The organism is Streptomyces pactum, assembly GCF_016031615.1.
GTDB classification, from domain to species: Bacteria; Actinomycetota; Actinomycetes; order Streptomycetales; family Streptomycetaceae; genus Streptomyces; species Streptomyces pactus.
The window spans coordinates 3,758,187-3,784,511 of record NZ_JACYXC010000001.1; the positions used below are offsets into that span (position 1 = coordinate 3,758,187).

Annotated in this window: 17 protein-coding genes; 14 read left to right on the plus strand and 3 right to left on the minus strand. The window is 74.8% G+C overall.

The genetic code is table 11. The features are described from left to right. The first annotated feature begins 105 nt into the window (after window positions 1-105). Together IHE55_RS14915 and IHE55_RS14920 are read left to right on the plus strand one after the other, a co-directional pair. Window positions 106-864: a TrmH family RNA methyltransferase gene (locus tag IHE55_RS14915; protein WP_197989475.1), complete on the plus strand. Its 759-nt coding sequence runs from the start codon at window positions 106-108 to the stop codon at window positions 862-864. A 356-nt stretch (window positions 865-1,220) separates the two neighbouring features. Next, window positions 1,221-1,805 carry a 3'-5' exonuclease gene (locus IHE55_RS14920; RefSeq protein WP_197992014.1) on the plus strand — a complete coding sequence of 195 codons (585 nt, stop codon included), beginning with the start codon at window positions 1,221-1,223 and terminating at the stop codon, window positions 1,803-1,805. Between the two features lie 192 nt (window positions 1,806-1,997). On the opposite strand, the gene paaN is transcribed toward IHE55_RS14920, so the two are convergent. After that, window positions 1,998-3,704 carry a phenylacetic acid degradation protein PaaN gene (paaN, locus tag IHE55_RS14925; RefSeq protein ID WP_197989476.1) on the minus strand — a complete coding sequence of 569 codons (1,707 nt, stop codon included), beginning with the start codon at window positions 3,702-3,704 and terminating at the stop codon, window positions 1,998-2,000. A gap of 177 nt (window positions 3,705-3,881) precedes the next feature. Here paaN and IHE55_RS14930 point away from each other — a divergent pair, with 177 nt between their 5' ends. Continuing rightward, a complete protein-coding gene (locus IHE55_RS14930) occupies window positions 3,882-5,420 on the plus strand; it encodes a 3-hydroxyacyl-CoA dehydrogenase (RefSeq protein WP_197989477.1) in 1,539 nt (512 codons plus the stop codon). Beyond that, window positions 5,417-6,004 carry a TetR/AcrR family transcriptional regulator gene (locus IHE55_RS14935; protein WP_197989478.1) on the plus strand — a complete coding sequence of 196 codons (588 nt, stop codon included), beginning with the start codon at window positions 5,417-5,419 and terminating at the stop codon, window positions 6,002-6,004. Before IHE55_RS14930 ends, IHE55_RS14935 begins: the two co-directional genes overlap by 4 nt. A 247-nt stretch (window positions 6,005-6,251) precedes the next feature. Here IHE55_RS14935 and IHE55_RS14940 read toward each other — a convergent pair whose 3' ends face one another. Then, window positions 6,252-6,740, minus strand: coding sequence for an Lrp/AsnC family transcriptional regulator (locus tag IHE55_RS14940; RefSeq protein WP_197989479.1), 489 nt, complete (start codon window positions 6,738-6,740; stop codon window positions 6,252-6,254). 192 nt (window positions 6,741-6,932) lie between these two features. On the opposite strand from IHE55_RS14940, the gene pdhA reads away from it, so the two are divergent. From pdhA to IHE55_RS14985, 9 genes are all read left to right on the plus strand, one after another. After that, a complete protein-coding gene (pdhA, locus tag IHE55_RS14945) occupies window positions 6,933-8,069 on the plus strand; it encodes a pyruvate dehydrogenase (acetyl-transferring) E1 component subunit alpha (RefSeq protein WP_197989480.1) in 1,137 nt (378 codons plus the stop codon). Further along, the gene (locus IHE55_RS14950) at window positions 8,066-9,112 is read left to right on the plus strand and encodes an alpha-ketoacid dehydrogenase subunit beta (protein ID WP_197989481.1); all 1,047 of its coding nucleotides are present in this window, start codon (window positions 8,066-8,068) and stop codon (window positions 9,110-9,112) included. The genes pdhA and IHE55_RS14950 overlap by 4 nt, the downstream gene beginning before the upstream one ends. Further along, complete coding sequence (locus tag IHE55_RS14955) at window positions 9,112-10,680, plus strand: dihydrolipoamide acetyltransferase family protein (RefSeq protein ID WP_197989482.1); 1,569 nt, start codon at window positions 9,112-9,114, stop codon at window positions 10,678-10,680. The genes IHE55_RS14950 and IHE55_RS14955 overlap by 1 nt, the downstream gene beginning before the upstream one ends. Window positions 10,681-11,565: 885 nt before the next feature. Continuing rightward, a complete protein-coding gene (locus tag IHE55_RS14960; protein ID WP_197989483.1) occupies window positions 11,566-12,423 on the plus strand; it encodes an NTP transferase domain-containing protein in 858 nt (285 codons plus the stop codon). A gap of 1,976 nt (window positions 12,424-14,399) precedes the next feature. Continuing rightward, window positions 14,400-17,543, plus strand: a complete 3,144-nt coding sequence (locus IHE55_RS31300; RefSeq protein ID WP_372442682.1) for a molybdopterin-binding protein — start codon at window positions 14,400-14,402, stop codon at window positions 17,541-17,543. Further along, window positions 17,540-18,598, plus strand: a complete 1,059-nt coding sequence (locus IHE55_RS14970; RefSeq protein ID WP_197989484.1) for a potassium channel family protein — start codon at window positions 17,540-17,542, stop codon at window positions 18,596-18,598. Before IHE55_RS31300 ends, IHE55_RS14970 begins: the two co-directional genes overlap by 4 nt. Before the next feature lie 402 nt (window positions 18,599-19,000). Continuing rightward, window positions 19,001-19,981, plus strand: coding sequence for an NAD(P)H-quinone oxidoreductase (locus tag IHE55_RS14975; protein WP_197989485.1), 981 nt, complete (start codon window positions 19,001-19,003; stop codon window positions 19,979-19,981). 966 nt (window positions 19,982-20,947) lie between these two features. Beyond that, window positions 20,948-21,205, plus strand: a complete 258-nt coding sequence (locus tag IHE55_RS14980; RefSeq protein WP_197989486.1) for a hypothetical protein — start codon at window positions 20,948-20,950, stop codon at window positions 21,203-21,205. A 371-nt stretch (window positions 21,206-21,576) separates the two neighbouring features. After that, entirely contained in the window at window positions 21,577-22,137 is a 561-nt protein-coding gene (locus tag IHE55_RS14985) for a bacterial proteasome activator family protein (protein ID WP_269671493.1), read from the plus strand. Between the two features lie 406 nt (window positions 22,138-22,543). Here IHE55_RS14985 and IHE55_RS14990 read toward each other — a convergent pair whose 3' ends face one another. Beyond that, entirely contained in the window at window positions 22,544-24,217 is a 1,674-nt protein-coding gene (locus IHE55_RS14990) for a protein kinase domain-containing protein (RefSeq protein ID WP_197989487.1), read from the minus strand. 312 nt (window positions 24,218-24,529) lie between these two features. Between IHE55_RS14990 and IHE55_RS14995 the strand changes: the two genes are divergently transcribed. After that, a complete protein-coding gene (locus IHE55_RS14995; RefSeq protein ID WP_197989488.1) occupies window positions 24,530-26,146 on the plus strand; it encodes a protein kinase domain-containing protein in 1,617 nt (538 codons plus the stop codon). The last annotated feature ends 179 nt before the right edge of the window (window positions 26,147-26,325 follow it).

Here is a 26,325-nt window from a genome sequence, read left to right on the forward strand (position 1 = left end):
TAGGGCGCGTCCGGCGGTGCTCGCGGCAGGCCGCCGGCGCCTGCCCGTCGCGGCGGTGGACCGGGGAAAGCCCAGGTGGAAACGGTGGGCCCGTAGGCTGGCGGGATGAGCGAGGACGAGGTCACCCACGCCGTACGGCGATGGCACGAGACACCCGGCGCCGTGCTGCTCGACGGGTTCCATGCCCTGAAGCACGCGCTCCGCTTCGGCGCCGACGTACCGGTGGCGATCACGAGCGACAAGGAAGCCGCCCTGCGGCTCGCTCGCGGGCTGGCCGACGACCTCACGGACCGGATCGGGGACCTCCTCGTCGAGGTGCCCCCGCAGGTGATCGGCGACCTGGTGCCGCGGGTGCACCCCACCCAGGTCGCCGCCCTCGGGATCAGGCCGGGACGCCGGGAGAACCTGGCCAAGGTGTCGGAACTGCCCCGCGCCGCGCCGGTCGTCGTCCTCGACAACCCGCGGAACCTGGGCAACATCGGCGCGGTGGTCCGCCTGGCCGCCGGGTTCGGAGCCACCGGCGTGGTCACCACGGGCGAGATGGACCCGTGGCACGCGAACGCGGTACGGGCGGGAGCGGGGCTGCACTTCGCGACCGCAGTGGAGCGGCTCCCGCTCGACGAACTGCCGCCGGGGCCCGTCTACGCGCTCGACCCGGAGGGCGACGACATCCGGTCGGTGGAACTCCCCGATGACGCGCTGCTCGCCTTCGGCTCCGAGCGCCACGGTATTTCGCCCGGGCTGAAGGCCCGGGCGACCACACTGCTACGGCTGCCGATGCGCCCCCAGGTGTCCAGTTACAACCTGGCGACGAGCGTCGCCATGGCGCTCTTCCACTGGGGAGGGACGCCGCCGCAGGGGTGAACGGCCCGCCGGCAGACCCGGCGTACGGCTCGGCGGTACGGCTCCGAGGCTCCACGCCCGGCTCGGCGGTACGTCTGCGGGCTGCGCCGCTTCGGCTCGCGTACGTGTCCGGCCTTGCCGCGCGGCTCGGCAGCACGTCTCCGGGACTCCGCGGCGCCGCTCGGGAGCGCCCCGCCCCGGTGGGAAGACGGTCCGGCCCGTGCGGTGGGGCCGCGCCGGACGGGTGCGAGCGGCGTGAGGGTGGTGCGGAACGGACCGGTGCCGGGAGCCGGCCCGACGCCCCCGAAAACCAGGTGCTCCGGTCCTCGTGTCTCCCTACGCTTCCCGCCATGGACGCCATGGACGCCATGGACGCCATGGACAGCACCGGGACCGCGGGCCTCGTCAACGTCGTGGACGTCGAAGCGACGTGCTGGGCCGGATCCCGGCCGCCCGGGCAGGTCAGCGAGATCATCGAGGTGGGGCTGACGGTCGTCGACCTGAACGCCGGTGAGCGCCTCGCCCGGCACCGGATTCTGGTGAGGCCGGCACGGTCGGCGGTCAGCGCGTTCTGCACGGAGCTGACCGGCCTCACCCAGCAGGAGGTCGATCGGGGCGTCACCTTCGCCGAGGCGTGCCGGCTGTTGGCGGACGAGCACCGCGCGGGCGCCCGGCCGTGGGTCAGCTGGGGCGACTACGACCGCCACCAGTTCACACGGCAGTGCCAGGCCGCACGGGTGCCCTACCCCTTCGGCCGGCACCACACCAATGCCAAGGCCGTCTTCACCGAGGCGTATGGCCTGCGGAAGCGCCCCGGTATGGCGCAGGCCCTGCAGATCGCCGGGCTGCGGCTCGAAGGCCGTCATCACCGGGGCGAGGACGACGCCTGGAACATCGCGGCCCTGGTGCTGCACCTCGGTGAACGGGGCGCCTGGCCGATCGCGGCGGAACACCCCGTTTGACGCGTCCCGCCCGGTTCGGCCGGGGTGTCGAGGTCGAGTTCGCCGGGCGGGGCGACGACGGCGCGTCCGCCGCGGAGCCGGGGCGCGTCGCCCGGCCGGGGCGGGCCGGGCGAGCGGCTCCCGGCCCGCCCCGTCCGGGAGCCGGTACGGGCCCCGAATCCGGGACCGGAGAGGTGTGCCTCCGGGCCGGCCTCACGCCGGGCGGCGCACCTCCACCATCCGGAAACGGTTCGCGACGAAGGCCGCGTCACACAGCGCCGCGTTCGCCGCCGGGTTGCCGCCCGAGCCGTGGAAGTCGGAGAAGGCGGCGGTCTGGTTGACGTACACCCCGCCGGTCAGGTTGAGGGACAGCTGGGCGCACTCCTCCAGGCACGCCTCCTCCACCAGCCGCTCGACCTCGTCGGAGGTGGTGTACGCGCCGACGGTCATCGCTCCCCGGTCCCGTACCGTGCGGCGCAGCAGCGCCACCGCGTCCTCCACCGAATCCACGGCGACGGTGAAGGACACCGGGCCGAAGCACTCGGCGAGGTACGGGGCGTCGGCGTCCGTTCCGTCCCACTGCTTGCGGGCGCCGTCCTGCTTGACGATCACCGGCGTGCGCACGGTGGCGCCGGGGAAGTCGGGGTGCGTCACGGCACGGGAGGCCAGGGCCACCTCGCCCAGCTCCGGAGCCATGTCGAGCCGGCCGCCGACCTGCGGGTTCACGATCGCGCCGAGCAGCGCGGTGGCACGCGCCTCGTCACCGAGCAGGCTGTCCACCGCCGCGGCCAGATCGGCGACCACCTCGTCGTAGGTCTTGTCACCGGCGTCGGTGGTGATGCCGTCCCGGGGGATCAGGAGGTTCTGCGGGGTGGTGCACATCTGGCCGCTGTAGAGCGAGAGGGAGAACGCCAGGTTGCCCAGCATGCCCTGGTAGTCGTCGGTGGAGTGGACGATGACGGTGTTGACGCCCGCCTTCTCCGTGTACACCTGGGCCTGGCGGGCGTTGGCCTCCAGCCAGTCACCGAAGACGGTGGATCCGGTGTAGTCGATGATGCGGATCTCGTCCCGGGTGGCGAGCGTCTTGGCGAGACCCTCCTCCGGGCGTTCGGCGGCCAGGGCGACCAGGTTGGGGTCGAATCCCGCCTCGTCCAGCACCTCGCGAGCGATCTTGACGGTCAGCGCCAGCGGCAGCACCGCGCGGGGGTGCGGCTTGACCAGCACCGGGTTGCCGGTGGCGAGGGAGGCGAACAGCCCGGGGTAGCCGTTCCAGGTGGGGAAGGTGTTGCACCCGATGAGCAGCGAGACACCGCGGGGGACGGCGGTGAAGCTCTTGCGGAGCTCCAGCGGGGGCCGCTTGCCCTGGGGCTTGGACCAGTCGGCGGCACCGGGGGTGCGGGTCTGCTCGGCGAAGGCGTACGCCACCGCCTCCAGCCCGCGGTCCTGGGCGTGCGGGCCGCCGGCCTGGAAGGCCATCATGAACGCCTGACCGGTGGTGTGCATCACCGCGTGCGCGAACTCGTGGGTGCGGGCGCTGATCCGCGCCAGGATCTCCAGACAGACCGCGGCCCGCGCCTCCGGGCCGGCGTCCCGCCAGGCCGGCATCCCGGCCCGCATCGCCGGCAGCAGCGCGTCGACGTCGGGGTGCGGGTACTCCACGCCCAGTTCGATGCCGAAGGGCGAGACTTCGTCGCCGGTCCAGCCGTCGGTGCCGGGCTGGCCGAGGTCCAACCGGGTGCCGCGCAGCGCGTCGAAGGCCGCCTGCCCCTCGTGCGCGGCCAGGCTGCCGCCCTCGCCGTACGCCTTGGGGTGCTCCGGGTGGGGGGACCAGTACGCGCGGGTGCGGATCGCGTCCAGGGCCTGATCGAGGGTGGGACGGTGCTTCTCGATCAACTGCGCTGTGCTGAGTGCGACGGTCACGACTGACCAACTCCTCGTTGAGCTCCAGGGAAAGGGTGCGTACACGCACTCCGCTGCGGGCCGTCCTGGAGGACGGGTGGGCGGCTGTGGGCCTTCAGGGATAGATTAACCGAACGATCGGTCGGTACAAGGGGGCCTGTCGATGCTGTGGAGAACTTGTCCGGGAGGATGAGCGATATGACTGCGAACGTCGATCGGGACCAGGGCCGGGGGATCGCACCGGACAGCACCGTCGCCGTCGTCGGCACCGGCACCATGGGACAGGGGATCGCGCAGGTCGCCCTGCTCGCGGGGCACCACGTGCGGTTGCACGACGTCGCGCCGGGGCGCGCCCGGACCGCCGTGGAGGCGATCACGGCGCGGCTGGACCGCCTGGTGGCCAAGGGGAAGTTCTCCGCCGCGGCGCGTGACGACGCCGCGGCGCGGCTGCGGCCCGTCGGGGAACTCGCCGCGCTGGCCGACTCCGCCCTGGTCGTCGAGGCGATCCTGGAGGACCTGGGCGCCAAGCAGCAGCTGTTCACCGCGCTGGAGTCGGTGGTGGCCGAGGACTGCCTGCTCGCCACCAACACCTCCTCGCTGTCGGTGACCGCCGTCGCGGGCGCGCTGCGCCGCCCGGGCCGCTGCGTCGGCCTGCACTTCTTCAATCCGGCGCCGCTGCTGCCGCTGGTCGAGGTGGTGAGCGGGTTCGCCACCGACCGGGAGGCCGCCGACCTGGCGTACGGGACCGCCGCCGCCTGGGGGAAGACACCGGTGCGGTGCGCGGACACCCCGGGATTCATCGTCAACCGGGTCGCCCGTCCCTTCTACGCGGAGGCGTTCCGTGTGTACGAGGAGGGCGCCGCCGACCCGGCCACCATCGACGCGGTGCTCCGCGAGTCCGGCGGATTCCGGATGGGGCCGTTCGAGCTGACCGACCTGATCGGGCAGGACGTCAACGAGGCGGTGACCCGTTCGGTGTGGGAGTCCTTCTTCCACGACCCGAAGTTCACCCCCTCGCTGGCGCAGCGCCGGCTGGTCGAGTCCGGGCTGCACGGCCGCAAGTCCGGGCGCGGCTGGTACGACCACGGCGAGGGCGCGGAGCGGCCCGAGCCGCACACCGCGGGCCCGGCCCGGCCGCCCGCCTCGGTCGTGGTGCGCGGTGCGCTGCCCGGTCCGGCCGCCGTCCTGCCCGCCCTGATCGAGGAGGCCGGGATCGCGGTGCGGTACGCGGAGGGGGAGTCGCCGGTGATCGTGCTGCCGGGCGGCGCCCAGCTGTGCCTCGCCGACGGCCGGCCGCCGGCCGAACAGCCCGGGGTCGTCCAGTTCGACCTCGCCCTGGACTACCGTTCGGCATCGCGGGTCGCCGTGTGTGCCGCGGCGGCCACCGACCCGGCCCTGGTCGAGGAGGCGGTCGGCCTCTTCCAGGCGCTGGGCAAGAGTGTCAGCGTGATCGGTGACGTCCCGGGCATGATCGTGGCCCGCACCGTCGCGATGCTGGCCGACTTCGCGGCCGACGCCGTGGCCAAGGGGGTGGCCTCGGAGGAGGACGTGGACACCGCGATGCGGCTGGGCGTCAACTACCCCAAGGGCCCGCTGGAGTGGGGCGCCCAGGTGGGCCACGGCACCGTCCGTCGCCTCCTGGCCGAGCTGCACCGGTGCTTCCCGACCGGCCGCTACGCGCCGTCGTCCGGCTTGGTCCGTCGTGCGTACGCGGCCGAGAATGTGGTTCCCTCATGACCATGACGAAACGCGACACCTACACGCCGGAATCGCTGCTCGCGGTCGCGGTCGAGGTGTTCAACGAGCGAGGCTACGACGGCACGTCGATGGAGCACCTCTCACGTGCCGCCGGAATCTCCAAGTCCTCCATCTACCACCACGTCAAGAGCAAGGAAGAGCTGCTGCGCCTGGCGATAAACCGGGCGCTGGACGAGCTGTTCGCCATCCTCCAGGAGCCGGGAGCGGCCAGGGGCCGGGCGGTCGAGCGCCTGGAGTACGTCACCCGGCGGACCACCGAGGTGCTGATCGCGGAGCTGCCCTACGTCACCCTCCTGCTCCGGGTGCGCGGCAACACCGGCACCGAGCGGTGGGCGATGGAGCGCCGGCGCGAGTTCGACCACCAGGTGGCCGAGCTGCTCCGGCAGGCCGCCGCCGACGGGGACCTGCGCGCCGACGTGGACGCGCGGCTGGCGACCCGGCTGCTCTTCGGGATGATCAACTCGATCGTGGAGTGGTACCGGCCCGGCCGTGGCAACTCGGCGAGCAGCGACGAGGTCGCGGAGGCCGTGGTCACCACGGCGTTCGCCGGTCTGCGGACCTGACGGCAGGCGGTCGGCGCCCCGGGCGCCGGCCGCGCGTGCCCGGCGCCCGGCCCGCCGCGGGCGCGCCCGGCGTGTGGGGCATGGTGTGGGCTCCTTCCGGTGTGCGCCTGTGTCCGGCGCGGTGCGGACGGAGGTCCGCCACGGCCCCTCTCCATGTGCCGGGCCGCCGGCCGGGCCCGCCCGGCACGCCCTCCCGTCGAGCCGACGGGCGACCCGTGCCGCCGGGGACCCGTCGTGCGCCGGGCGGTCACACCTCGGTGGCCAGGTCGGTCTCCTCGAAGACCAGCAGCGTCCGGCTGCTGAGCACGTCCGGGATCGACTGGATACGGGTGAGCACCAGCTCGCGCAGTGAGCGGTTGTCCGCCGTGTGCACCAGCAGCAGCACGTCGAAATCCCCGCTGACCAGGGCGATGTGCGCGGCCCCGGGGAGCTTGCGCAGCTCCTCGCGGACGGTCCGCCAGGAATTCTGGACGATCTTCAGCGTGATGTACGCCGAAGCGCCCTGCCCGGCGCGTTCCTGATCGACCCGCGCCGAGAACCCCCGGATCACACCGTCGTCGAGCAGGCGATTCATCCGCGCGTAGGCGTTGGCGCGCGAGACGTGTACCCGCTCGGCGACGGAACGTATCGAGGCCCGGCCGTCCGTTTGGAGCATGCGCAGGATGTCCCGGTCGATGGCGTCCAGCGGTCGCGCGGGTGGCCGGGCGTCGAAGTTGGCCATCTGTTCGTCCTGCATACGGTCCCGCCTCCCCTTCGTGGACGCAATGCCTTCATCTCAGGCTGTGGAAAACCGTTTGTCCACAGGCTGCGGACGCCTGTAGCCAAAATGTGCTGGCGACCGAACAATCGGTAGGTGAGGGCCTGCCCGGTCCTCCGGGCCCTCGCTGCCCGGTTTCTGCCGTTCCCGCCATCCGTCCAGGAGGTCGCCATGACGGTTCTTGAGCAGCCCGGTGCCTACCGGCCGACTCCCCCGCCTGCCTGGCGGCCCCGTCTCGACCCGGCGCCGTTGCTGCCGGACCCCGAGCCGGTGCGGCTGCTCGGCACCCCGGCCGCCGCGGACCTCGATCCCGGGCTGCTGACCAGGCTCTACCGGGAGCTGGTCCGCGGCCGACGGTACAACGCGCAGGCCACCGCCCTCACCAAGCAGGGCAGGCTCGCCGTCTACCCCTCCTCCACCGGCCAGGAGGCGTGTCAGGTGGCCGCCGCCATGGTGCTGGAGGAGCGGGACTGGCTCTTCCCCAGTTACCGGGACACGCTGGCGGCCGTGGTCAGGGGGCTGGACCCGGCGCAGGCGCTGACCCTGCTGCGGGGGGACTGGCACAACGGCTACGACCCGCGCGAGTACCGGGTCGCGCCGCTGTGCACCCCGCTCGCCACCCAGCTGCCGCACGCCGTCGGGCTCGCCCACGCCGCCCGGCTCAAGGGGGATGACGTGGTGGCGCTGGCCATGGTCGGTGACGGGGGCACCAGTGAGGGCGACTTCCACGAGGCGCTGAACTTCGCCGCGGTCTGGCAGGCCCCGGTGGTCTTCCTGGTCCAGAACAACGGCTTCGCGATCTCGGTGCCGCTGGCCAAGCAGACCGCCGCCCCGTCCCTGGCGCACAAGGCCGTGGGGTACGGCATGCCCGGCCGGCTGGTGGACGGCAACGACGCCGCCGCGGTCCACCAGGTCCTGGGCGAGGCGGTCCGCCGGGCACGCGAGGGCGGCGGTCCCACCCTGGTGGAGGCGGTCACCTACCGCCTCGACGCGCACACCAACGCCGACGACGCCACCCGCTACCGCGCGGAGGAAGAGCTGACGGCATGGCGCGCCCACGACCCGATCGACCTGATGGAGGCCGAGCTGAAGGGCCGCGACCTGATCGACGAGGACGGCATGGCCGCCGCGCGGGAGGCGGCCGAGGACATGGCCAGGGCACTGCGCGACCGGATGAACGACGACCCGGTGCTGGAGCCGATGGAGCTCTTCGAGCACGTCTACGCCGAGAAGACCGGCCAGCTGCGTGAGCAGGCGGCGCAGCTGCGCGCCGAGCTGGACGCCGAATCCCAGGAGGGGGAGCGATGACCACCGCGGCTGTTGAGACGGCCCGTAAGCCCGCCACCATGGCCCAGGCGCTGGGCCGGGCGCTGCGTGACGCGATGGCGGAGGATCCGGCGGTGCACGTCCTGGGTGAGGACGTGGGGACGCTCGGGGGTGTGTTCCGGATCACCGACGGGCTGGCGAAGGAGTTCGGCGACCACCGGTGCACCGACACCCCGCTGGCCGAGGCGGGCATCCTGGGCACCGCGGTCGGCATGGCGATGTACGGGCTGCGACCGGTGGTCGAGATGCAGTTCGACGCCTTTGCCTACCCGGCGTTCGAGCAGCTCATCAGCCATGTGTCCCGGATGCGCAACCGCACCCGCGGCGCGTTGCCGATGCCGATCACCGTGCGGGTGCCCTACGGCGGCGGGATCGGCGGGGTGGAGCACCACAGCGACTCCTCCGAGGCGTACTACATGGCCACCCCCGGGCTCCACGTGGTCACCCCGGCCACCGTCGCCGACGCCTACGGGATGCTCCGCGAGGCCATCGCCTCCGACGACCCGGTGGTCTTCCTGGAGCCCAAGCGCCTGTACTGGTCCAAGGCGGACTGGTCCGCCGACCGGCCCGAGCCGGTCGCCCCGATCGGGCGCGCGGTGGTGCGACGGCCGGCCACCGGCCAGGGCAGCCCGGTCTCCCTCATCACCTACGGCCCGTCGCTGCCGGTGTGCATGGAGGCGGCCGAGGCGGCCCGCGCGGAGGGCTGGGACCTCGAAGTCGTCGATCTGCGCTCGCTGGTGCCCTTCGACGACGAGACGGTGTGCGCCTCGGTACGCCGGACCGGCCGGGCACTGGTGGTCCACGAGTCTCCCGGGTTCGGCGGTCCCGGCGGCGAGATAGCCGCCCGGATCACCGAACGCTGCTTCCACCACCTGGAGGCACCGGTGCTGCGGGTGGCCGGATTCGACATCCCCTACCCGCCGCCGATGGTGGAGCGCCACCACCTGCCGGGTGTGGACCGGGTGCTGGACGCCGTGGCCCGCCTCCAGTGGGAGTCGGAGTGGACCGAAGGGAGCGCCGACTGATGACGGTGGTACGTGAGTTCGCCCTCCCCGACCTCGGGGAAGGGCTCACCGAGGCGCTGATCGTGCGCTGGCTGGTCGAGGTGGGCGACGTGGTCACCGTCGATCAACTGGTCGTCGAGGTGGAGACCGCCAAGGCGATGGTCGAGGTGCCGTGCCCCTACGGCGGCGTGGTGACCGCGAGGTTCGGCGAGGAGGGCACCGAGCTTCCGGTGGGCGCCCCGCTGCTCACGGTCGCGGTCCCGTCCGGTGACGGCCCGGCCGGCGGTGAACCGTCCGCGCCCGCCGCAGGTGACGGTCCCGCCGCGGATTCCGGCGGGAGCGAGGGCTCGGGCAATGTGCTCGTCGGGTACGGCACCGGCGCTCCCGCGGCGCGTCGGCGCCGGGTCCGCCCGGCGGGTCCGGTACCGGCCGGTGCGGCCGGGCACGCCCCCCGGCGGAACGCCTCACCGGGGCCGGTGGAAGCGGCGCCCGTGACGGTGCGGCAGCCGGACGGCACCACGCCGGCCGGGCCGGGCGCGCCGGCCGCCGGGACGGGTACGGCCGGTTCCGGGGACGGTTCGCCCGCAGCGCGGGCTGCGGTCCCGGTTCTCGACGCCCCGGGTGGGGCCGCCGGGGACGGCGCGGGCAGCGGCACGGAGCCGGTGCCGGTGATCTCGCCGCTGGTGCGCCGGATCGCCCGCGAGCACGGCATCGACCTGCGGCGGCTGCGTGGCAGCGGTCCCGAGGGTCTCATCCTCCGCGTCGATGTCGAACGGGCCGTGAGCCGGACCGCGGGCGGTGTGTCCACGGCACCGGCCGGGGCCCTCACGGCCATGGCCGCGGGTACGCCGGGGAGCGGGGCGGCCGCAGGGCTTCCGTCCGCGCCCGGCCGGCCCGCCGAGGAACAGCGGATACCGCTGCGCGGCCTGCGCGGCACGGTGGCGGACAAGCTCACCCGCAGCCGTACCGAGATCCCGGACGCGACCTGCTGGGTGGACGCCGACGCCACGGAGCTGCTGGCGGCCCGCGCGGCGATGAACGCCGCGGGCGGCCCCAAGGTGTCGCTGCTCGCCCTGCTGGCCAGGATCTGTACCGCGGGGCTGGCCCGCTTCCCCGAGCTCAACTCCACCGTGGACACCGCGGCACGGGAGATCGTCCGGCTGCCGGGCGTGCACCTGGGTTTCGCGGCACAGACCGACCGCGGCCTGATGGTCCCGGTGGTGCGGGACGCCCACACCCTCAGCGCCGAGCAACTGGGCGCGGAGATGGCGCGGCTGACCGAGGCGGCCCGGGAGGGACGGCTCAGCCCCGCCGAGCTGACCGGCGGCACCTTCACCCTCAACAACTACGGGGTCTTCGGGGTGGACGGCTCCACGCCGATCATCAACCACCCCGAGGCGGCGATGCTCGGCGTCGGCCGGATCATCCCGAAACCGTGGGTGCATGAGGGCGAGTTGGCGATACGCAAGGTGGTGCAGCTGTCGTTCACCTTCGACCACCGGGTGTGCGACGGCGGCACGGCCGGGGGCTTCCTGCGCTACGTGGCCGACTGCGTCGAACAACCGGCGGTGCTGCTGCGCACCCTGTAACCGGCGCCCCCGCCCGGTGCGGCCGGGGCCCGGGCGGTGCGGCCGGGGGCCGGGCGGTGTCCCGCCGGGCCCGGCCGGTGCCCGCGTTCGGTCGGAGCCGGGGCGTGGTCCGGCCTGGGGCCCGGTCAGCGCCTGGGCTTGTCCGGCCTGGGGCCCGGTCAGCGCCTGGGCTTGGTCCGGCTTGGGCCCCGGTCCGGCTCGGGCTTGGTCGGTGGTGGGGCCCGGTCCGGCCGGGGGTGGGTCGGTGCCGGGTCCTGGTCCCGCCGGGGGCCGGTCAGTGCCTGGGGTTCGGTTGGCGCTGGGCCGTGGTCCGGTCTGGGACCGGTCCGGCTCGGGCTTGGTCGGTGGTGGGGCCCGGTCCGGCCCGGGGCTTGGTCGGTGCCGGTCTCGGTCCGGTCTGGGCCTGTCCGACGCCGGGTCCTGGTTCCGCCCGGGCCAGGTCAGTGCTGGGTTCAGCGGCGCTGGGCCGTGGCCGGGCTGGGCTCGGTCGGCCGTGGCTCCCCGTCCGGCCCGGGCCTCCGGTCCGGCTTGGGCTTGATCTGCGGTGGGAGCCCGGTCCGGACTGACTCCGGTTCCAACCCGGGACCGGGCCTGGGCCCGGTCCCGTCCAGGCCGGGGCCGTACCGGGCGCGCGAACAGCCGTACCGGCGGGCGGGCCGGGAGCCGGAAGCGCCTGGCACGGCCGTTCCGGGATGGGGCTCTCCCGGCCGGGGCGCTCCTGGGGGGCGGGCGTTCCTGGAGAGGTCGTGCTTCGGCCGGCCGCGTGTGGTGGCCGGGCCCCTGGGATGAGAGGGGAGGGCGGCGCGGGGGCAGCCGGGCCGGGGGCGGCCGGCGTGGGGCGGCACCGGCGGGGATGGGGCCGGGGCGAGCGGCGATACTCATGGGATGAGCGCGGGTGGATATGACGCGGTGATCCTCGCAGGCGGTGCTGCACGGCGGCTCGGCGGTGCCGACAAGCCAGGCCTCAGCGTCGGCGGCCGGACCCTGCTGGACCGGGTGCTCGGTGCCTGCGCGGACGCGGCCCGGACCGTGGTGGTGGGTCCGCGGCGTCCGACGGTGCGGGCGGTGCGGTGGGTCCGCGAGACGCCGCCGGGCGGTGGGCCGCTGGCCGCGCTGGACGCCGGGTTGCGCGAGTCCACCGGCTCCGTCGTCGTGGTGCTCTCGGCCGACCTGCCCTTCCTCACCGGGCGGACGGTCGCGGAGTTGCGGGGCAGTCTGGCGGACGGCGGTGCCGAAGGCGTGCTGCTGACCGATCACGACGGGCGGGAGCAGCCCCTGGTCGCCGCCTACCATGCCGAGCCCCTCCGCCGGGAGCTGGCACTGCTCGCCGCCGAACACGGCGGCCTGCGGGGACTGCCGCTGCGGCTCCTCACCGATGAGCTGTCCACCGGCCGCCTCCACCACCCCTGGGCCTCGTTCGACTGCGACACCTGGGAGGACATCGGCGCGGCCCGCACCCGGATCAGGGAGCATGGGCGTGTGCTGGACGAATGGATCACCGCAGTGAAGTCCGAACTCGGTATCGACCTGGAGGTGGATACGGCCGGTCTGCTCAACCTCGCCCGGGACGCGGCGCACGGTGTGGCGCGCCCGGCGGCGCCGCTCACCACGTTCCTGGTGGGGTACGCCGCGGCCCTGCGCGGCGGCGGCCCGGAGGCGGTGGCGGAGGCGATGCACAAGGCGAACGCCCTGGCCGCCCGCTGGGCGGAGGAAGGCGGGGCGCCGGAGCGGTCGTCGGAATGACCGGGCCGGAGCGGGACATGGACCGCGAGGTGGACCAGGCGCTGGCGATCGCCAACGAAGGGCGCCGGGGTGCTGCCGGACAACCGTCCGTGCCCGAGCACCGGCGGCCGGAGGAGCGGGACCGAGCCCTGTCCCGGGACACCGACGGGGCCGGCCGGACCCGCGACACCGACGGGGGCAGCCGGACCCGCGACACGCCCCGGTACGTCGGCTGGGACCCGTGGAGTGAGCAGGACGAGCTGGACGTGAGCCGGGAACGGGCCGTGCGGGACCCCTGGGGGGACACGCCCGACCCCTGGGAGGCGACCCGTCCCCGCGGAGGAGCGGCTCCCGGTGGCGACGGCCGCGCCGCCGCACCCCGTTCCGGGACCGTGCCCCGCGCCCCGGTGGACGGGACTCCCCGCGCGTCGGCGGATGCCCGTCGGGTGGTGCCCTCCGGTAGCGCCGGGGGAGGTGAGGCGTCGGAGCGCGGAGGTGGTCCTCGGGCCCGTGACCGTTCTCAGGTGCGTGACGGTTCTCAGGCCCGTGAACGTTCTCAGGCCCGCGACCGCTCACGGGCGCATGACGGATCTCAGGCCGCCCGTCACGAGGGCCGGGGACCTGGTGGTGTGCGGGGCACGGGGGCTTCCCGGGACCGTGACGGCTTCCGGACCGGTGGTCGTGCCGCTGGTGGTGCGGTGGCCGGCGGCGGTCGCCGGACCGATGGTGGCGACGAGGGCGGAGACCGCCGCCGGGCCGGTGACGACCCACGGGTGGCGCGTACGCACCCGGAGACAGCCGCGGACTCCCGCGGGACGGCGGCGGAGTCGGAGCGTCCCGGTGCGGGCCGGGCCGCCGCCGGGCGGGGGAAGTCGGTGGACGGCGAGCGGGCCGAGACGGGCCCTTCCGTTCCGCGTGCCGCCTCCCGGTCCTCCGTTCCCGAGCCCGTGTCCCAGACGTTCGTTTCCGGGCGGGCGTCCCAGCCTCCTGTCGCTCCCGGGCCCGAGCCGGACATCGGCCCCGGGGTCGGGTCCGGCATCGTCCTTCCCGAGGCGGTGTCCGGCATCGTCGTACCCGGGTGGGTCTCCGGTACCGCCGCCTCCGGTGCGGGTGCGGGTGCGGGTGGCGGCACGTCGGCTGCCGGTTCCTCGGTCGCTGGTGCCGGTTCCGATGCGGGCCGGACAACCGAGACGGCGGCCGCACCCGCGGCGGGCTTGGATTCCGGGGTCGCGGCCGGGTTCGTGTCGGGTACCGAGACGGCCGGGGCCGACGGGACTCCCGGGGCGGCTCCCGCGAAGTCCGGGACCGGCGGGACGTCCAGGAAGGCCGGGACTTCCCGGGTGGGCGGAACGTCCGGGGCGGGTGACGAGACCGACCACGGCGCACTGTCCGCCATGAGGAGCGCATCGGACCGCGGCGAGGTGGCGGCTGGGGAGCCCGGAGCGCAGACCGGAGCGACGTCCGGCGCGGTTGCCGGTGCCCGGGCCCGTTCGGCAGCGGACGCGTCGGCGCCGGCTGACGTCCGGGCGGTCGGCCCGGGCGGTCGCAGGCGGGGGAAGAAGGAGAAGCGCGCAAAGGGCCGGTCGGGCGGCGTGCGGCCCGGGTCTGACGGTACGGATGTCACCCGGCGGGCGGGCGAAACTCGTTCGGCCGGTGGTTCGGCGGACGGAACGGAGCCCGAGGGCGCCGGTGTCACGACGGGTACGAGCCACGCGGAGGCCGGGAGCCTTGGCGGGGACGAGGGCAGGGGCAGTGCGACGCACCGGCACGCCGGCCTGGTGGAAACCGGGCCCGCGGAGGCCGCTCGCCCTGGCGCCGGTGGGAGCCACGGTGCGGAGGCCCACGGTTCCGGCAGCTTTGAGGACCGGTGCTCGTCGGTGGGTGAGGGGCGCGGTGGCGCCGAGGACGGGCACCTTGCGGTGGCCGGTCACTTCGCCGCGGACGGGCGCAGGTGCCGCCCGGCGCACGCGGGTTCCGGCCCTGTGGAGTTCGGGTGCGTGGAGGCCGACCGTCCGCTCATCGGTGAGGGCAGGGGCGTGGAGTCCGATGGTTCGGCCGGCTCCGAGGGCCGCTGCTCGCCGGTGGGTGACGGCCGCGGCAGGGCCGGGGCCGGTTACGTCCGGGCCGGGGGCCCCGGCACCGGCGTCGAGGGCAGGGACGCGGGGGCCGACAGCTCCGCGCCGGGTGCACGCAGGGGCCGGGGAGATGCCGGAGATGCCGGCGGTCACGGTTGCGGCGCGGACGGGTCCGGAAATGGACCGGCGGGCGGTTCGGGCACCGGCGGCACCCACCGTCCGCGTACGGGTGCCCCGGAGGCCGCCGGGACCGGCGGCACCCACCGTCTGAGCACTGGCGTCCCGGAGGGCGGACGGACCGGCGGTACGGACCGCCCCGGCGGCTCGCACACCGGTGACCCGGCCCCCGCCCGCAGCCGCTTCACCTGGGATCCGATCATCGGCCCCATCGGCGACCCGGCCGCGGGCGGGTCCCGCCGTATCGGCGACCCGGGCACGGGCGGCACCAGCGGCACCCGCGGCACCGGCCATCCGCTCACCGGCGGCACCGATGCCACAGGTGACCGGGGCGTCGGTCGCACGGCCGGCGCCGAGGAGCAAGGCACCCGCCGCACCGGCGAAACCGGCGGCCACGGCGTCGGCGACACCGGCCGCACCAGCCGCACCAGCGGCACCAGCCGTACCGGCCGGGCCAGCAACACGGAGGGCGTCGGCGACACCGGTGATATGGGCATCGGCCGCCCGGGTGGCGCCGGCATCCCACGCATCGGTGACTCCGACGACACCGGTGACCCGCGCACCAGCAGCACCGGTGACACCGGCGACCAGCGCGCCGGCCGTAGCGGCCGTGCCGGCAGCGCCGACAGCACCAGCCGCGCGAGCGACACCGGGAACGGCGGGGACTCCGGGAACGGCGCGGACTCCGGTGACATCGAGGGCCCCGGGGACTCCGGGGTCACCGGCCACCCCGGTGACCCGGGGGCCACCCGCGCCGGCGCCGGCAGGGGTACCGGCCGCGGCAGCCGCGCCGACCGCGCCGGGCACCCCCCGCACGGTGGCGGGAGCGGTGAAGGACCGGGGCACGGGAGCGGTGGAGGACCGGGGCACGGGAGCGGTGGTGGCCGGGACGGGCACGCCGCGGTGACCTGGGCGGAGGCGCGGGAGATCGCGGCGCGGGCGGCCGACCGCACCCCGTTGCCGCCGGCCGTACGACCGCTCGCGGACTGCCTCGGCCAGGTTCTCGCGGCTCCGCTCACCGCCCTCACCGACCTTCCGCCCTTCGACACCTCGGCGATGGACGGATGGGCGGTGGCCGGGCCCGGGCCATGGCGCACGGACGCCGGCGAAGAGGGCATCCTGGCCGGTCACGGCCCTTCCGCCCCGCTGCCCGACGGCCACGCGGTGCCGATCGCCACCGGTGCCCGCGTCCCCCCGGGGGCGACCGCCGTACTCCGCAGCGAATACGGCGCGTTGGAACGGGACGCCGGGTACCGCGACGAGTCCGGTGCGTCATCGGGCGCCCGGCGTACCGGGCGGCTGCTCCGGGCCGACCGGGCCCATCAGCCGGAACAGGGGCAGGACATCCGGCCCCGCGGGCAGGAGTGCCGGGCCGGAGACCTGCTGCTGCCGACCGGTACCCCGGTGACCCCGGCCGTGCTCGGGCTGGCCGCCGCGGCCGGGTACGACGAGCTGCCGACCGTTCCCCGCCCGCGGGTGGAGGTGCTGGTGGTCGGCGACGAGCTGCTGACCTCCGGGATCCCCCGGGACGGCCGGATCCGGGACGCCCTCGGGCCGATGATCGGTCCGTGGCTGACCGCACTCGGCGCCGACCTGGTGGCGAGCCGTCATGTCGCTGATGACGCGGAGACGTTGTACGAGGCGGTGACCGGTTCCGTGGCGGACCTTGTCATCACCACGGGGGGCACCGCCGCCGGCCCCGTGGACCATGTGCATCCGGTACTGCGTCGGGCCGGTGCCGAACTGCTGGTGGACGGGGTGGCGGTGCGACCCGGCCACCCCATGCTCCTCGCCCGGCTGGCGCCCGGCCGCCACCTGGTGGGGCTGCCCGGGAACCCCCTGGCGGCGGTGTCGGGGCTGCTGACGCTGGCCGAGCCGTTGTTGCGGGGGCTGACGGGCCGTGCCGCCCCCGCTTCCCGGTGGGTACGCCTGGCCGAACCGGTCGCCGGCCACCCCCGTGACACCCGCCTGGTGCCGGTCAGCTACCACCGCGACCGTGGCGAGGGCGGCCCATCCGCTGACCGGTCCGCCGTTGTGGACCGTGGCGGCCGGTACCCGGCCCCGGCCGGTGAGCGCACCGACCCCACCGGCCCCCTCGGCACCACCGGTCCCGTCACCACCACCGGTCCCCTTGGGGCCACCGGTCCCGTCGCCACCACCGGCCCGATCGGCACCGGCCCGACCTTCGGCGCCGGCCCCGGCGTCGGTACGCCGCAGGACGGCGACCGCGCCCCGGACTTCCGGGCCCCGGACATCGGCCGGACGGCGCACACCGGCCGGACGGTGGACACCGGCCGCACATCGGAGGGCAACCGCGCAGAGGAACATGACCGGGCCCCGGACACCGGCCGGATACCGGAAGGTGACCCGGCATCGGACGGCGGCCGTGCCGTGCGCGGTGACCGTTCCCGCGGTGCCGGGCGCGGCGGTGGGCGGGGTGACACGGATCTCTGGGACGTGTGGGGTGTGCTGACCGGGCCCGCCCAGGGCCGCGGCGAGCGGCGCGGCCGGGTGGCGGGTTCCGCGAAACGCGGCATGGCGGTGGTCCCGCTCCGCTTCAACGGCCCGGCGATGCTGCGGGGCGTGGCCATGGCCGACGCCGTGGCCGTCATCCCGCCGGGTGGTGCCCGGCGCGGCACCGAGGTGGAGACGCTGGAACTGCCCTGGGCAACCTGGACGGCCCCGCCGGCGTCCTCCTCGGAGTGGTCCGGGTCCCCGGCCCCGGGCCGGGCCACCCGCCCGTCCGCCTCCCATCGGGAGACCCGCCCGGATGCCCGGCCGCCGGGCGCCCGCCCACCGGAGGCCGGTCCGCCGGCCACCCGCCCGTTCCCCACCGACCCGACCACCGACCCGTCCGCCACCGCCCCCTCGACCGGAGATCCCGCGTGAAGCTGCCCCCACAGGACGCGGCTGCCCGCGTACCCGAGATCCACAGCCACCGCGTGCAGCTGCCCAGTTATGCGGTGGGGCCGCTCCTCCAGGTGTTCCGGCGGCTGCTGATGGCCCTGGCGGTCCTGGTGACCACGGTGGGCATCGTGTACGCCGACCGTGACGGCTACCACGACAACGCCGACGGGCGGGTGGACCTGCTGGACGCCGTCTACTACGCCACCGTCACCCTCTCCACGACCGGCTACGGCGACATCGTCCCGCACAGCGACAGCGCCCGGCTGGTCAACGTTCTGCTGGTCACTCCGCTGCGCGTGCTCTTCCTGATCATCCTGGTCGGCACCACGCTGGAGGTGCTCACCGAACGCACCCGCGAGCTGTACCGACTCAACCGCTGGAGATCCTCCTTGCGCGATCACACCGTCGTCGTCGGATTCGGCACCAAGGGCCGGTCCGCGGTACAGACCCTGTGCGCCACCGGCCTGCCCCGGGACCGGGTCGTCGTGGTGGACCCGAACCCGAAGGTGATAGACGCGGCGAACGCCGAGGGGTTCGTGGGCGTCATCGGGGACGCGACCCGCAGCGACGTACTGCTGCGCGCCGAGGCCCAGCGGGCACGGCAGTTCATCATCGCGACCCAGCGGGACGACACCGCCGTGCTCGTCACGCTCACCGCCCGTCAGCTCAACCGGGGCGCCAACATCGTGGCCGCCGTCCGGGAGGAGGAGAACGCCCCGCTGCTGCGGCAGTCGGGTGCCGACGCGGTGATCACCAGCGCCAGCGCCGCCGGCCGGCTGCTCGGCATGAGCGTGCTGAGCCCCAGCGCGGGCGCGGTCATCGAGGACCTGATCCAGCAGGGCAGCGGCCTGGACCTGGTCGAGCGGACCGTGGTGAAGGCCGAGGTGGGCAAGTCCGTGCGGGAGACCGAGGACCTGGTCGTCTCGGTGCTCCGGGGGCACCGGCTGCTCGCCTACGACGACCCGGAGGCCAGCCCGCTGCAGGCCACCGACCGGCTGGTCACCATCGTCCGGGCACCGCAGCCGACGACCGAGTGACGCGGCGCGGCCGGGCGCACGGGGGAATCCCGGACCGCACCCGGCCGCGCCCCCGCGCACCCGCCCGTTCGTGCCCCGCGTACCCGTACGCCCGGACGCTCGTGCACCCGCCCCCCGGCGGACCCGCGTACCCGCCCGCCTGCGTACCCGCCCCCCCTGCCGACCCGCGCACCTGCCCCGTCTGCGGACCCGCGCACCCGGACGCTCGTGCCCCTGCGCACCCGCCCGCCTGCGGACCCGCGTACGCGCACGCCCGCACGGCCGCGCGCCCGGTCCCGCACCGGGGCACCACCACGGCGACCGATGCACCGTCAACGCGACCGGGCCCGCGGCCGCTTGTGCGGTGACGACGGTGTCCGGCGCTCCGCTGCCGGGGAACGGGCCGGGGGTAGCCTCGTCGGCATGCATGCGATCACCATTCCTGAGCCCGGCGGTCCCGAAGCGCTCGTCTGGGCGGAGGTGCCCGATCCGGTGCCCGGCGAGGGCGAAGTACTGGTCGATGTGGTGGCGGGTGCCGTCAACCGCGCCGATGTGCTGCAGCGCCAGGGCTTCTACAACCCGCCGCCCGGCTCCTCCCCGTACCCCGGTCTGGAGTGTTCCGGGCGGATCGCGGCGCTGGGCCCCGGGGTGACCGGCTGGGCCGTCGGCGACGAGGTGTGCGCCCTGCTGGTGGGCGGCGGCTACGCGGAGAAGGTGGCCGTACCGGCCGGCCAGCTGCTGCCGGTACCGGAGGGGGTGGACCTGGTCACCGCCGCGGCGCTGCCCGAGGTCGTCTGCACCGTCTGGTCGAACGTGTTCATGACGGCCCACCTGCGGCCCGGGGAGACCCTGCTGGTGCACGGCGGGTCGAGCGGCATCGGCACCGCCGCCATCCAGCTCGCGAAGGTGCTGGGGGCGCGGGTGGCCGTGACGGCGGGCAGCACCGCGAAGCTGGACGCCTGCCGGGAGCTGGGCGCCGACATCCTCATCAACTACCGCACGCAGGACTTCGTGGAGGAGCTGCGCGAGGCCACGGACGGGGCCGGCGCGGACGTGATCCTCGACATCATGGGTGCCAAGTACCTGGACCGGAACGTCGACGCACTCGCGAACAACGGCCGCCTGGTCATCATCGGCCTGCAGGGCGGCACCCGTACCGAACTGAACCTGAGCACCCTGCTCCGCAAGCGGTGTGCGGTCATCGGCACCACCCTGCGCGGCCGGCCGCTGGACGAGAAGGCGGCGATCGTGGCGGCGGTGAAGGAGCACGTGTGGCCGCTGTACGCGGACGGCCGGGTACGCCCGGTCGTGGACCGTACGGTGCCGATGCGGGACGCGTCCGAGGCCCACGAGATCGTGGAGGCGAGCGAACACGTGGGCAAGGTGCTGCTCACGCTCTCCTGACCGGCGGCGGGCCCACGGCCCGGATGCGGGCGGGCCCCAGGGACCCAACCCCCGAGTGCCCGCCCGTTCCCGTTCCCGCCCGTACCCGGCCCCGCCCGTTCTCAGGGCTCCGCCCGTTCCCGGCCCCAGCCCGTACCAGGCCCCGCCCGTTCCCTGTTTCCGTTTCCGCCCTGTTCCCAGGGCCCCCGCCCGTACCCGGCCCCGGTCGTACCCGCCGCCGGCCGGCGGGTGAGGGGTCGTCGCGGGCGACCGGCAACCGCAACCGCCGTACCCCTGCGGGTCGTCGTGCTGCCCCGAGATGCCGGGCCCGTCCCGTCATGTGACCCTGGAGCCGTCACCCGGCAGGCTCAGGGCGGGAGGGTTCGGACGTGGCCATGGCGCTCGGTTCCCGGCTGGCGGTCAGCGTGCTGACCGCCGTTCTCTCGCTCTCCGGCCCGGCAGTCGCCGCGGCGGTGGGACACGGCCGGCACCCGGCCTCGCCGCCGCCCGCCGGATCCGACGACACAACGGGAGGCATACCCGGCGTCCACCGCCCGGCCCGGTCGGCCGAACCGCGTCCGGTGGACCTCCGCATCCCCCGCGCCACGCACCTCACCGGGCACACCGGTCACGCCGTACGCACCGGCACCCCGGACCCCGGGCAGGCCTCCCGCTCCGCACACTCCGCCAGCCCTACCGCCAGGCCTGCCACCCCCTCGACCAGCCCCCTCCGGCCCCACCGGCACCAGCGGTTCCGCGCAGCCCGCGGAACACACCGACCCCGCCCGCACCACCGGTCCCGGGAACCTCGCCGACCAGGGAGCCCCCGCCGGCCCCTGCTCCCACGCGCCTCACCCCCGCCGACCCCGGAGCCCCCTGCCGACCCCGGAAACGCCCCCCACCCAGCCCGTCCCCACGGACCCGTCCCGGGCCGGCCGTTTTCCGCAACCGCCGCCGGGGGGCGTGGACATGGTGCGCCCGCGTCCCATGGAGTCGGCACGGCGTACCGTGAGCGCCCGGGTCGCGGACGGTCCCTCGGCAGCACCGGCGACACCGCCTCCGTACGCGAACGACCGGACCGCGGCCCTGCTGACGGAGCAGGCGGCACGGCGGGCGGCCGAGGAGGCCCGGTCGGAGAGGGCGGAGCCGCCCGCCCCCTTCCTGCGGGTTCTGCCGCTGGGTACGGGGATGGTCGTCACCGGGGTGGTGCTGGCCCTCATCGCGCTGCGGCTGCGGCGGAGCTGACCGGGACCCGCGGCCGGCGCGGCGACAGTCCCCGCACGACCGACCACGACCGGCACGCGGCAGCCCCGGCGCGTCCGGACCGCCGCCGGGCAACGGCCGGCACGCACGCTTCCCACCCAAGTGACCTGCCCGCGCGCGGCCGGCGCACCGGGGCCCCTCCGCCCCGGGCCACCGGCCCGGCCCCGGCGACCGTTCCGCCCCGGGCGACCGCCCCGATCCCGGCGACCGTTCCGCCCCGGGACGGCCCGGCCGGTACCGCCGACCGCGTGATCGTGACGGCTGGGAACGGCCCGGCCGCCGTGGCCCTTGGTGCTGGTGCCGATACCCGGGGCCACCGGCACGGAATCCGGGGGGTGGGGGAGAATGACCACATGAACCAGCCGATGAACGAACGGTCGCAGGAGAAGCCCCACGTCCTGGTCGTCGGCCCGGACGGGATGGCCCTGGGCGGCACCGGCGCAGGCGACGGCGGTGACGAGGAGTCGCGTGAGACGCCGCTGACGGACATGGTCGAACAGCCTGCGAAGGTCATGCGCATCGGCAGCATGATCAAGCAGTTGCTGGAGGAGGTCCGCGCGGCTCCTCTCGACGAGGCCAGCCGGGTCCGGCTCAAGGAGATCCACGCCAGTTCGGTGAAGGAGCTGGAGGACGGTCTCGCCCCGGAGCTGATCGAGGAGCTGGAACGCCTCTCGCTGCCCTTCACCGACGAGGCGGTGCCCACCGAGGCGGAGCTGCGGATCGCGCAGGCACAGCTGGTCGGCTGGCTGGAGGGCCTCTTCCACGGCATCCAGACGGCACTCTTCGCCCAGCAGATGGCGGCCCGTGCCCAGCTGGAGCAGATGCGGCGCGCACTGCCGTCCGGCATGGCGGGCGGGGAGGACCTGGAACACGGCCAGCAGCACGGCGGCGCCCGCTCCGGCCCGTACCTCTGATCCCCCGGCCCGGCCGGTGACGGCCGGCGATCCCCCGACCCGGCCCCGGATGACGGAACGCGGCGGGGCCCGGCACGCGGCGCACCGCGTGCCGGGCCCCGCCGCGTTTCTCGTTCCGACCAGCGGCCCGCCCCCGTCACGGCCCGGTCCTCACGCGACCATGCGCCACGGCCACTGCCGCGGCTCCCGCGCCGTCCGTCATGGCACGGCCCGCACGGCCACCGGGCGGCCGGAGCCCACAGCCACGAGCCCCCGCGTCCTCCGTCACGTGACGGCACGGGACGGCCACGACGGACCCCGACCACGCACCCCGTCGTTCCGCCCGGACGGCGCGCGCACGGGCGCGTGAGTCCCCGCGGGCCGACGCGTCCGTGCCCGCCGTCAGTGCCGGCGGGCGGAGCCCCGGTCAGGAGGTGGCGGGCATCCCGGTGGAGACGGTCAGCTCGATGGTCTCGGTGTCCGGGTCGTACGCGTCGTCGTACCCCTTGTGGGAGTAGTCGATGACCGCGCCCTTGCCGAAGGTGTTCTCGTCGTAGGGGACGACCTTGTACTTCCAGCCGGCCGCCTTGATGCACTCCTTCACCGAGTCCACGTGGAGGTTGGTGAAGTCCGGCAGGTTGAAGGCGCCGGGCTCGTCGTACGCCTCGCTGGCGTCGGTGCACTTCTCCGGGCTGATGGTGTGCGTCTTGATGTCCGTGCCGGGGTTGAAGCCGGGCGGCGTGGTGGTGGCGGTCGGCTTCTTGTCGTCGTCCGCCTTCTTGTCCGAGCCGCCCCCGCCGCTCAGCGCGATGGCGACGACCACGGCGATCACCGCCAGCGCGGCGACCACCGCGGAGCCGATGATCACCTTCTTGTTGCCGTTGTCACCCCCGGAGCCGCCGGAACCGGAACCCCCGGGACCACTCTGGGCCGGGCCGGTCGCGTACGAGGGGTACGGCGGCGGGGTGCCGGCCCCGGCGCCGTACGGCGGGGTGGGTGCCGGGGCGGTGTACGGCTGCTGCTGGTGGGTGCCCGGCGGCGGGGTGGAGGGCCCGAAGCCCCCGCCGGGGTACGGCCCGGCCCCCGACGGCTGGTACGGGGTCTGCACGCCCTGGGCGCCCGGCGCGGGCGTGTCGACCGGCGGGAAGACCGCGGAGCCCACCCCGGCGCCGCTGCGCGCCGGCGGGCCGCCGGTGATGATGATGGGCGAGGCGCCGGTCTGGCCGGTGCGGCTCACCCGCACGCACTCGTCGCGCATCGCCACGGCGGTGGGGAAGCGCTCGTTCGGGTTCTTCTTCAGCGCCCGGGCGACCAGCGCGTCCACCGCCGGCGGTATCGCCTGGTTGATGGTGGAGGGGGCGACCGGCTCCTCCTGGACGTGCGCGTACGCGATGGCCAGCGGCGAGTCCGCGTCGAACGGCAGCCGGCCGGTCAGCAGCTCGAAGAGCATGATCCCGACCGAGTACAGGTCGCTGCGCGCGTCCACGCCGCGCCCCAGCGCCTGCTCCGGCGAGAGGTACTGCGGGGTCCCGACGACCATGCCGGTCTGCGTCATCGAGGTCACACCGGACTGCATGGCACGGGCGATGCCGAAGTCCATGACCTTGACCACACCGCGCTTGGTCATCATCACGTTGCCGGGCTTGATGTCGCGGTGCACCAGGCCCATCTCGTGGCTGACCTCCAGGGCCGCCAGCACATCGCCGGTGATCTTCAGCGCCTTGTCGGCCGGCATCGCGCCGAACTGGCGGACGTCGGCGTCCAGCACCGAGCGCAGCGGTTGGCCCTCGACGTACTCCATGATGATGTACGGCATCACGGAGCCGTCGATCTCGTCCTCGCCGGTGTCGAAGACCGAGACGATGTTGGTGTGCGACAGCTTCGCCACGGCCTGCGCCTCGCGCCGGAAGCGCTCCCGGAAGGACTGCTCGCGGGCCAGCTCGGTGTGGAGGGTCTTGATGGCCACCTGGCGGTCCAGGGCGGTGTCGTACGCGAGGTGGACGGACGCCATGCCGCCCTCACCGAGGAGGTCCTGGAGCTGGTACCGGCCGCCGCCGATCGACTCGCCCGCGTAGCGGCTCCGCGCGCCGTGCTGGCTCATTGTTTCGCTTCCCCCTCGGCGCACTGCCGTGACACATGGTCCGCGCCACATTCGGTGATCGACGCGTTCTGATCTGGACGTACTCGATATCTTCGGCCAAGTCTGCCCCAGGCCACCGACACGTCAAGCCGCGTGCCCGTTCCGTGACCGGATGCGCAAGAAGCCGTCACGCGATTTGCCTCGGTTCCACTGGAACGGGTTGGATGACCGGTCCATCCCGGACCGGACAGGGACGCAGAGGCTGTAGCGTGCACTGTCGGAGCACCGCATATAGCGCCCGCGCGAGCGGACAGATCACGACGGCGAGGACCGATGGCACAGCCCCAGAGCGCCCAAGGGCCCTTGGAACCTGATGCTGGAGGCGCCTCCAGGTCGGAGTCCGGGGGTCACGCGTCCGATTCCCCCGACCTGTGGGGCAACGGCGGGCTCGTCGGCGACGGCCGCTACCGGCTGACGCACCGGCTCGGGCGGGGCGGCATGGCCGAGGTCTTCGCCGCCGAGGACGTCCGGCTCGGCCGGACCGTCGCGGTGAAGCTGCTCCGCGCCGATCTCGCCGAGGACCCGGTCTCCAAGGCCCGCTTCACCCGCGAGGCACAGTCCGTGGCCGGCCTCAACCACCACGCCGTGGTCGCCGTCTACGACTCAGGCGAGGACGTGGTCGGCAAGCACACCGTGCCGTACATCGTGATGGAGCTGGTCGAGGGCCGCACCATCCGTGACCTGCTGATCAACGCCGAGGCACCGCCGCCGGACCAGGCCCTGATCATCGTCTCCGGGGTGCTGGAGGCGCTCGCCTACAGCCACCAGCACGGCATCGTGCACCGGGACATCAAACCGGCCAACGTGATCATCACCAACAGCGGCGCCGTGAAGGTGATGGACTTCGGCATCGCCCGGGCCCTGCACGGCGCGGCCTCCACCATGACCCAGACCGGCATGGTGATGGGCACCCCGCAGTACCTCTCCCCCGAGCAGGCCCTGGGCAAGGCGGTGGACCACCGCTCCGACCTGTACGCCACCGGCTGCCTGCTCTACGAGCTGCTGGCGCTGCGCCCGCCGTTCGTCGGCGAGACCCCGCTGTCGGTGGTCTACCAGCACGTCCAGGACACCCCGGTGCCGCCGTCGCAGATCTCCGACGTGCCGCCGGAGCTGGACGGGCTGGTGATGCGCTCGCTCGCCAAGGACCCTGACGACCGGTTCCAGAGCGCCGAGGAGATGCGCGGCCTGGTCGGTTACGCGCTCCAGATGCTCCAGGAGGCGGGCGGCCACACCGGGACCTGGAACACCGGGCCGGTCACCCAGCACCTGGGTGCCGCCACCCCGCCCATGGGGATGGCCGGCACCACCGCGCTGCCGCACCCGGCGAGCGGCGAGACCTCCCAGCAGCCGATAGTTTCCGGCCACTACGGGGACGACGACGGCGGCTTCGACGGGGGCTCCGGACACGGGGGCTCCGGCCGCGGCCGGGGCAAACTGTGGCTGCTGGCCGTCCTGGCGGTGATCGCGGTCGCCGTCGGTGTCGCGCTGGCGCTCAACGCCGGTGACAAGGGCGGCGACAAGAAGCCCGAGAAGCCGAGCACCTCGACCACGAAGACCGAGCCCAGCGAGAAGCCGACGAAGTCGCCGTCGGAGGAACCGACCCAGGCGCCCGACCCGGGCGGCAGCACCGGCGGGAACACCGGCGGCTGGCAGCCCTCGCACGACCCCACGTACACCGGCCGGCCCACCCAGCAGCCGACCTGGCAGCCGACCGGGGGGCAGCCCACCGGTGAGCCGACCGACGAGCCGACCGGTACCGACCCCACCGGTACCGACCCCACCGATCCGCCGGACACCGACCCGACCGACCCGCCGGACACCGACCCGACCGACCCGGTGGGCGGCGTCACCGGTGATACCACCGGCGACCCGGGCGGTCAGGAGAACTGAGGCGCACCCGGGGGCGCCGGCCGGGCGTCCTCGGTTGTGGCGGCCCGGCCACCGGGGACACGGCGGCCGGACCGGCCCGGTGTGACGGCGGGCCGGGGCGGCCCTGGCGGGTGACGCCGGGGCGGGCCGTACGCGCGGCCGGGCGACCGGGAGGCGGTGTCCCGGCGGCCCGGACGCGG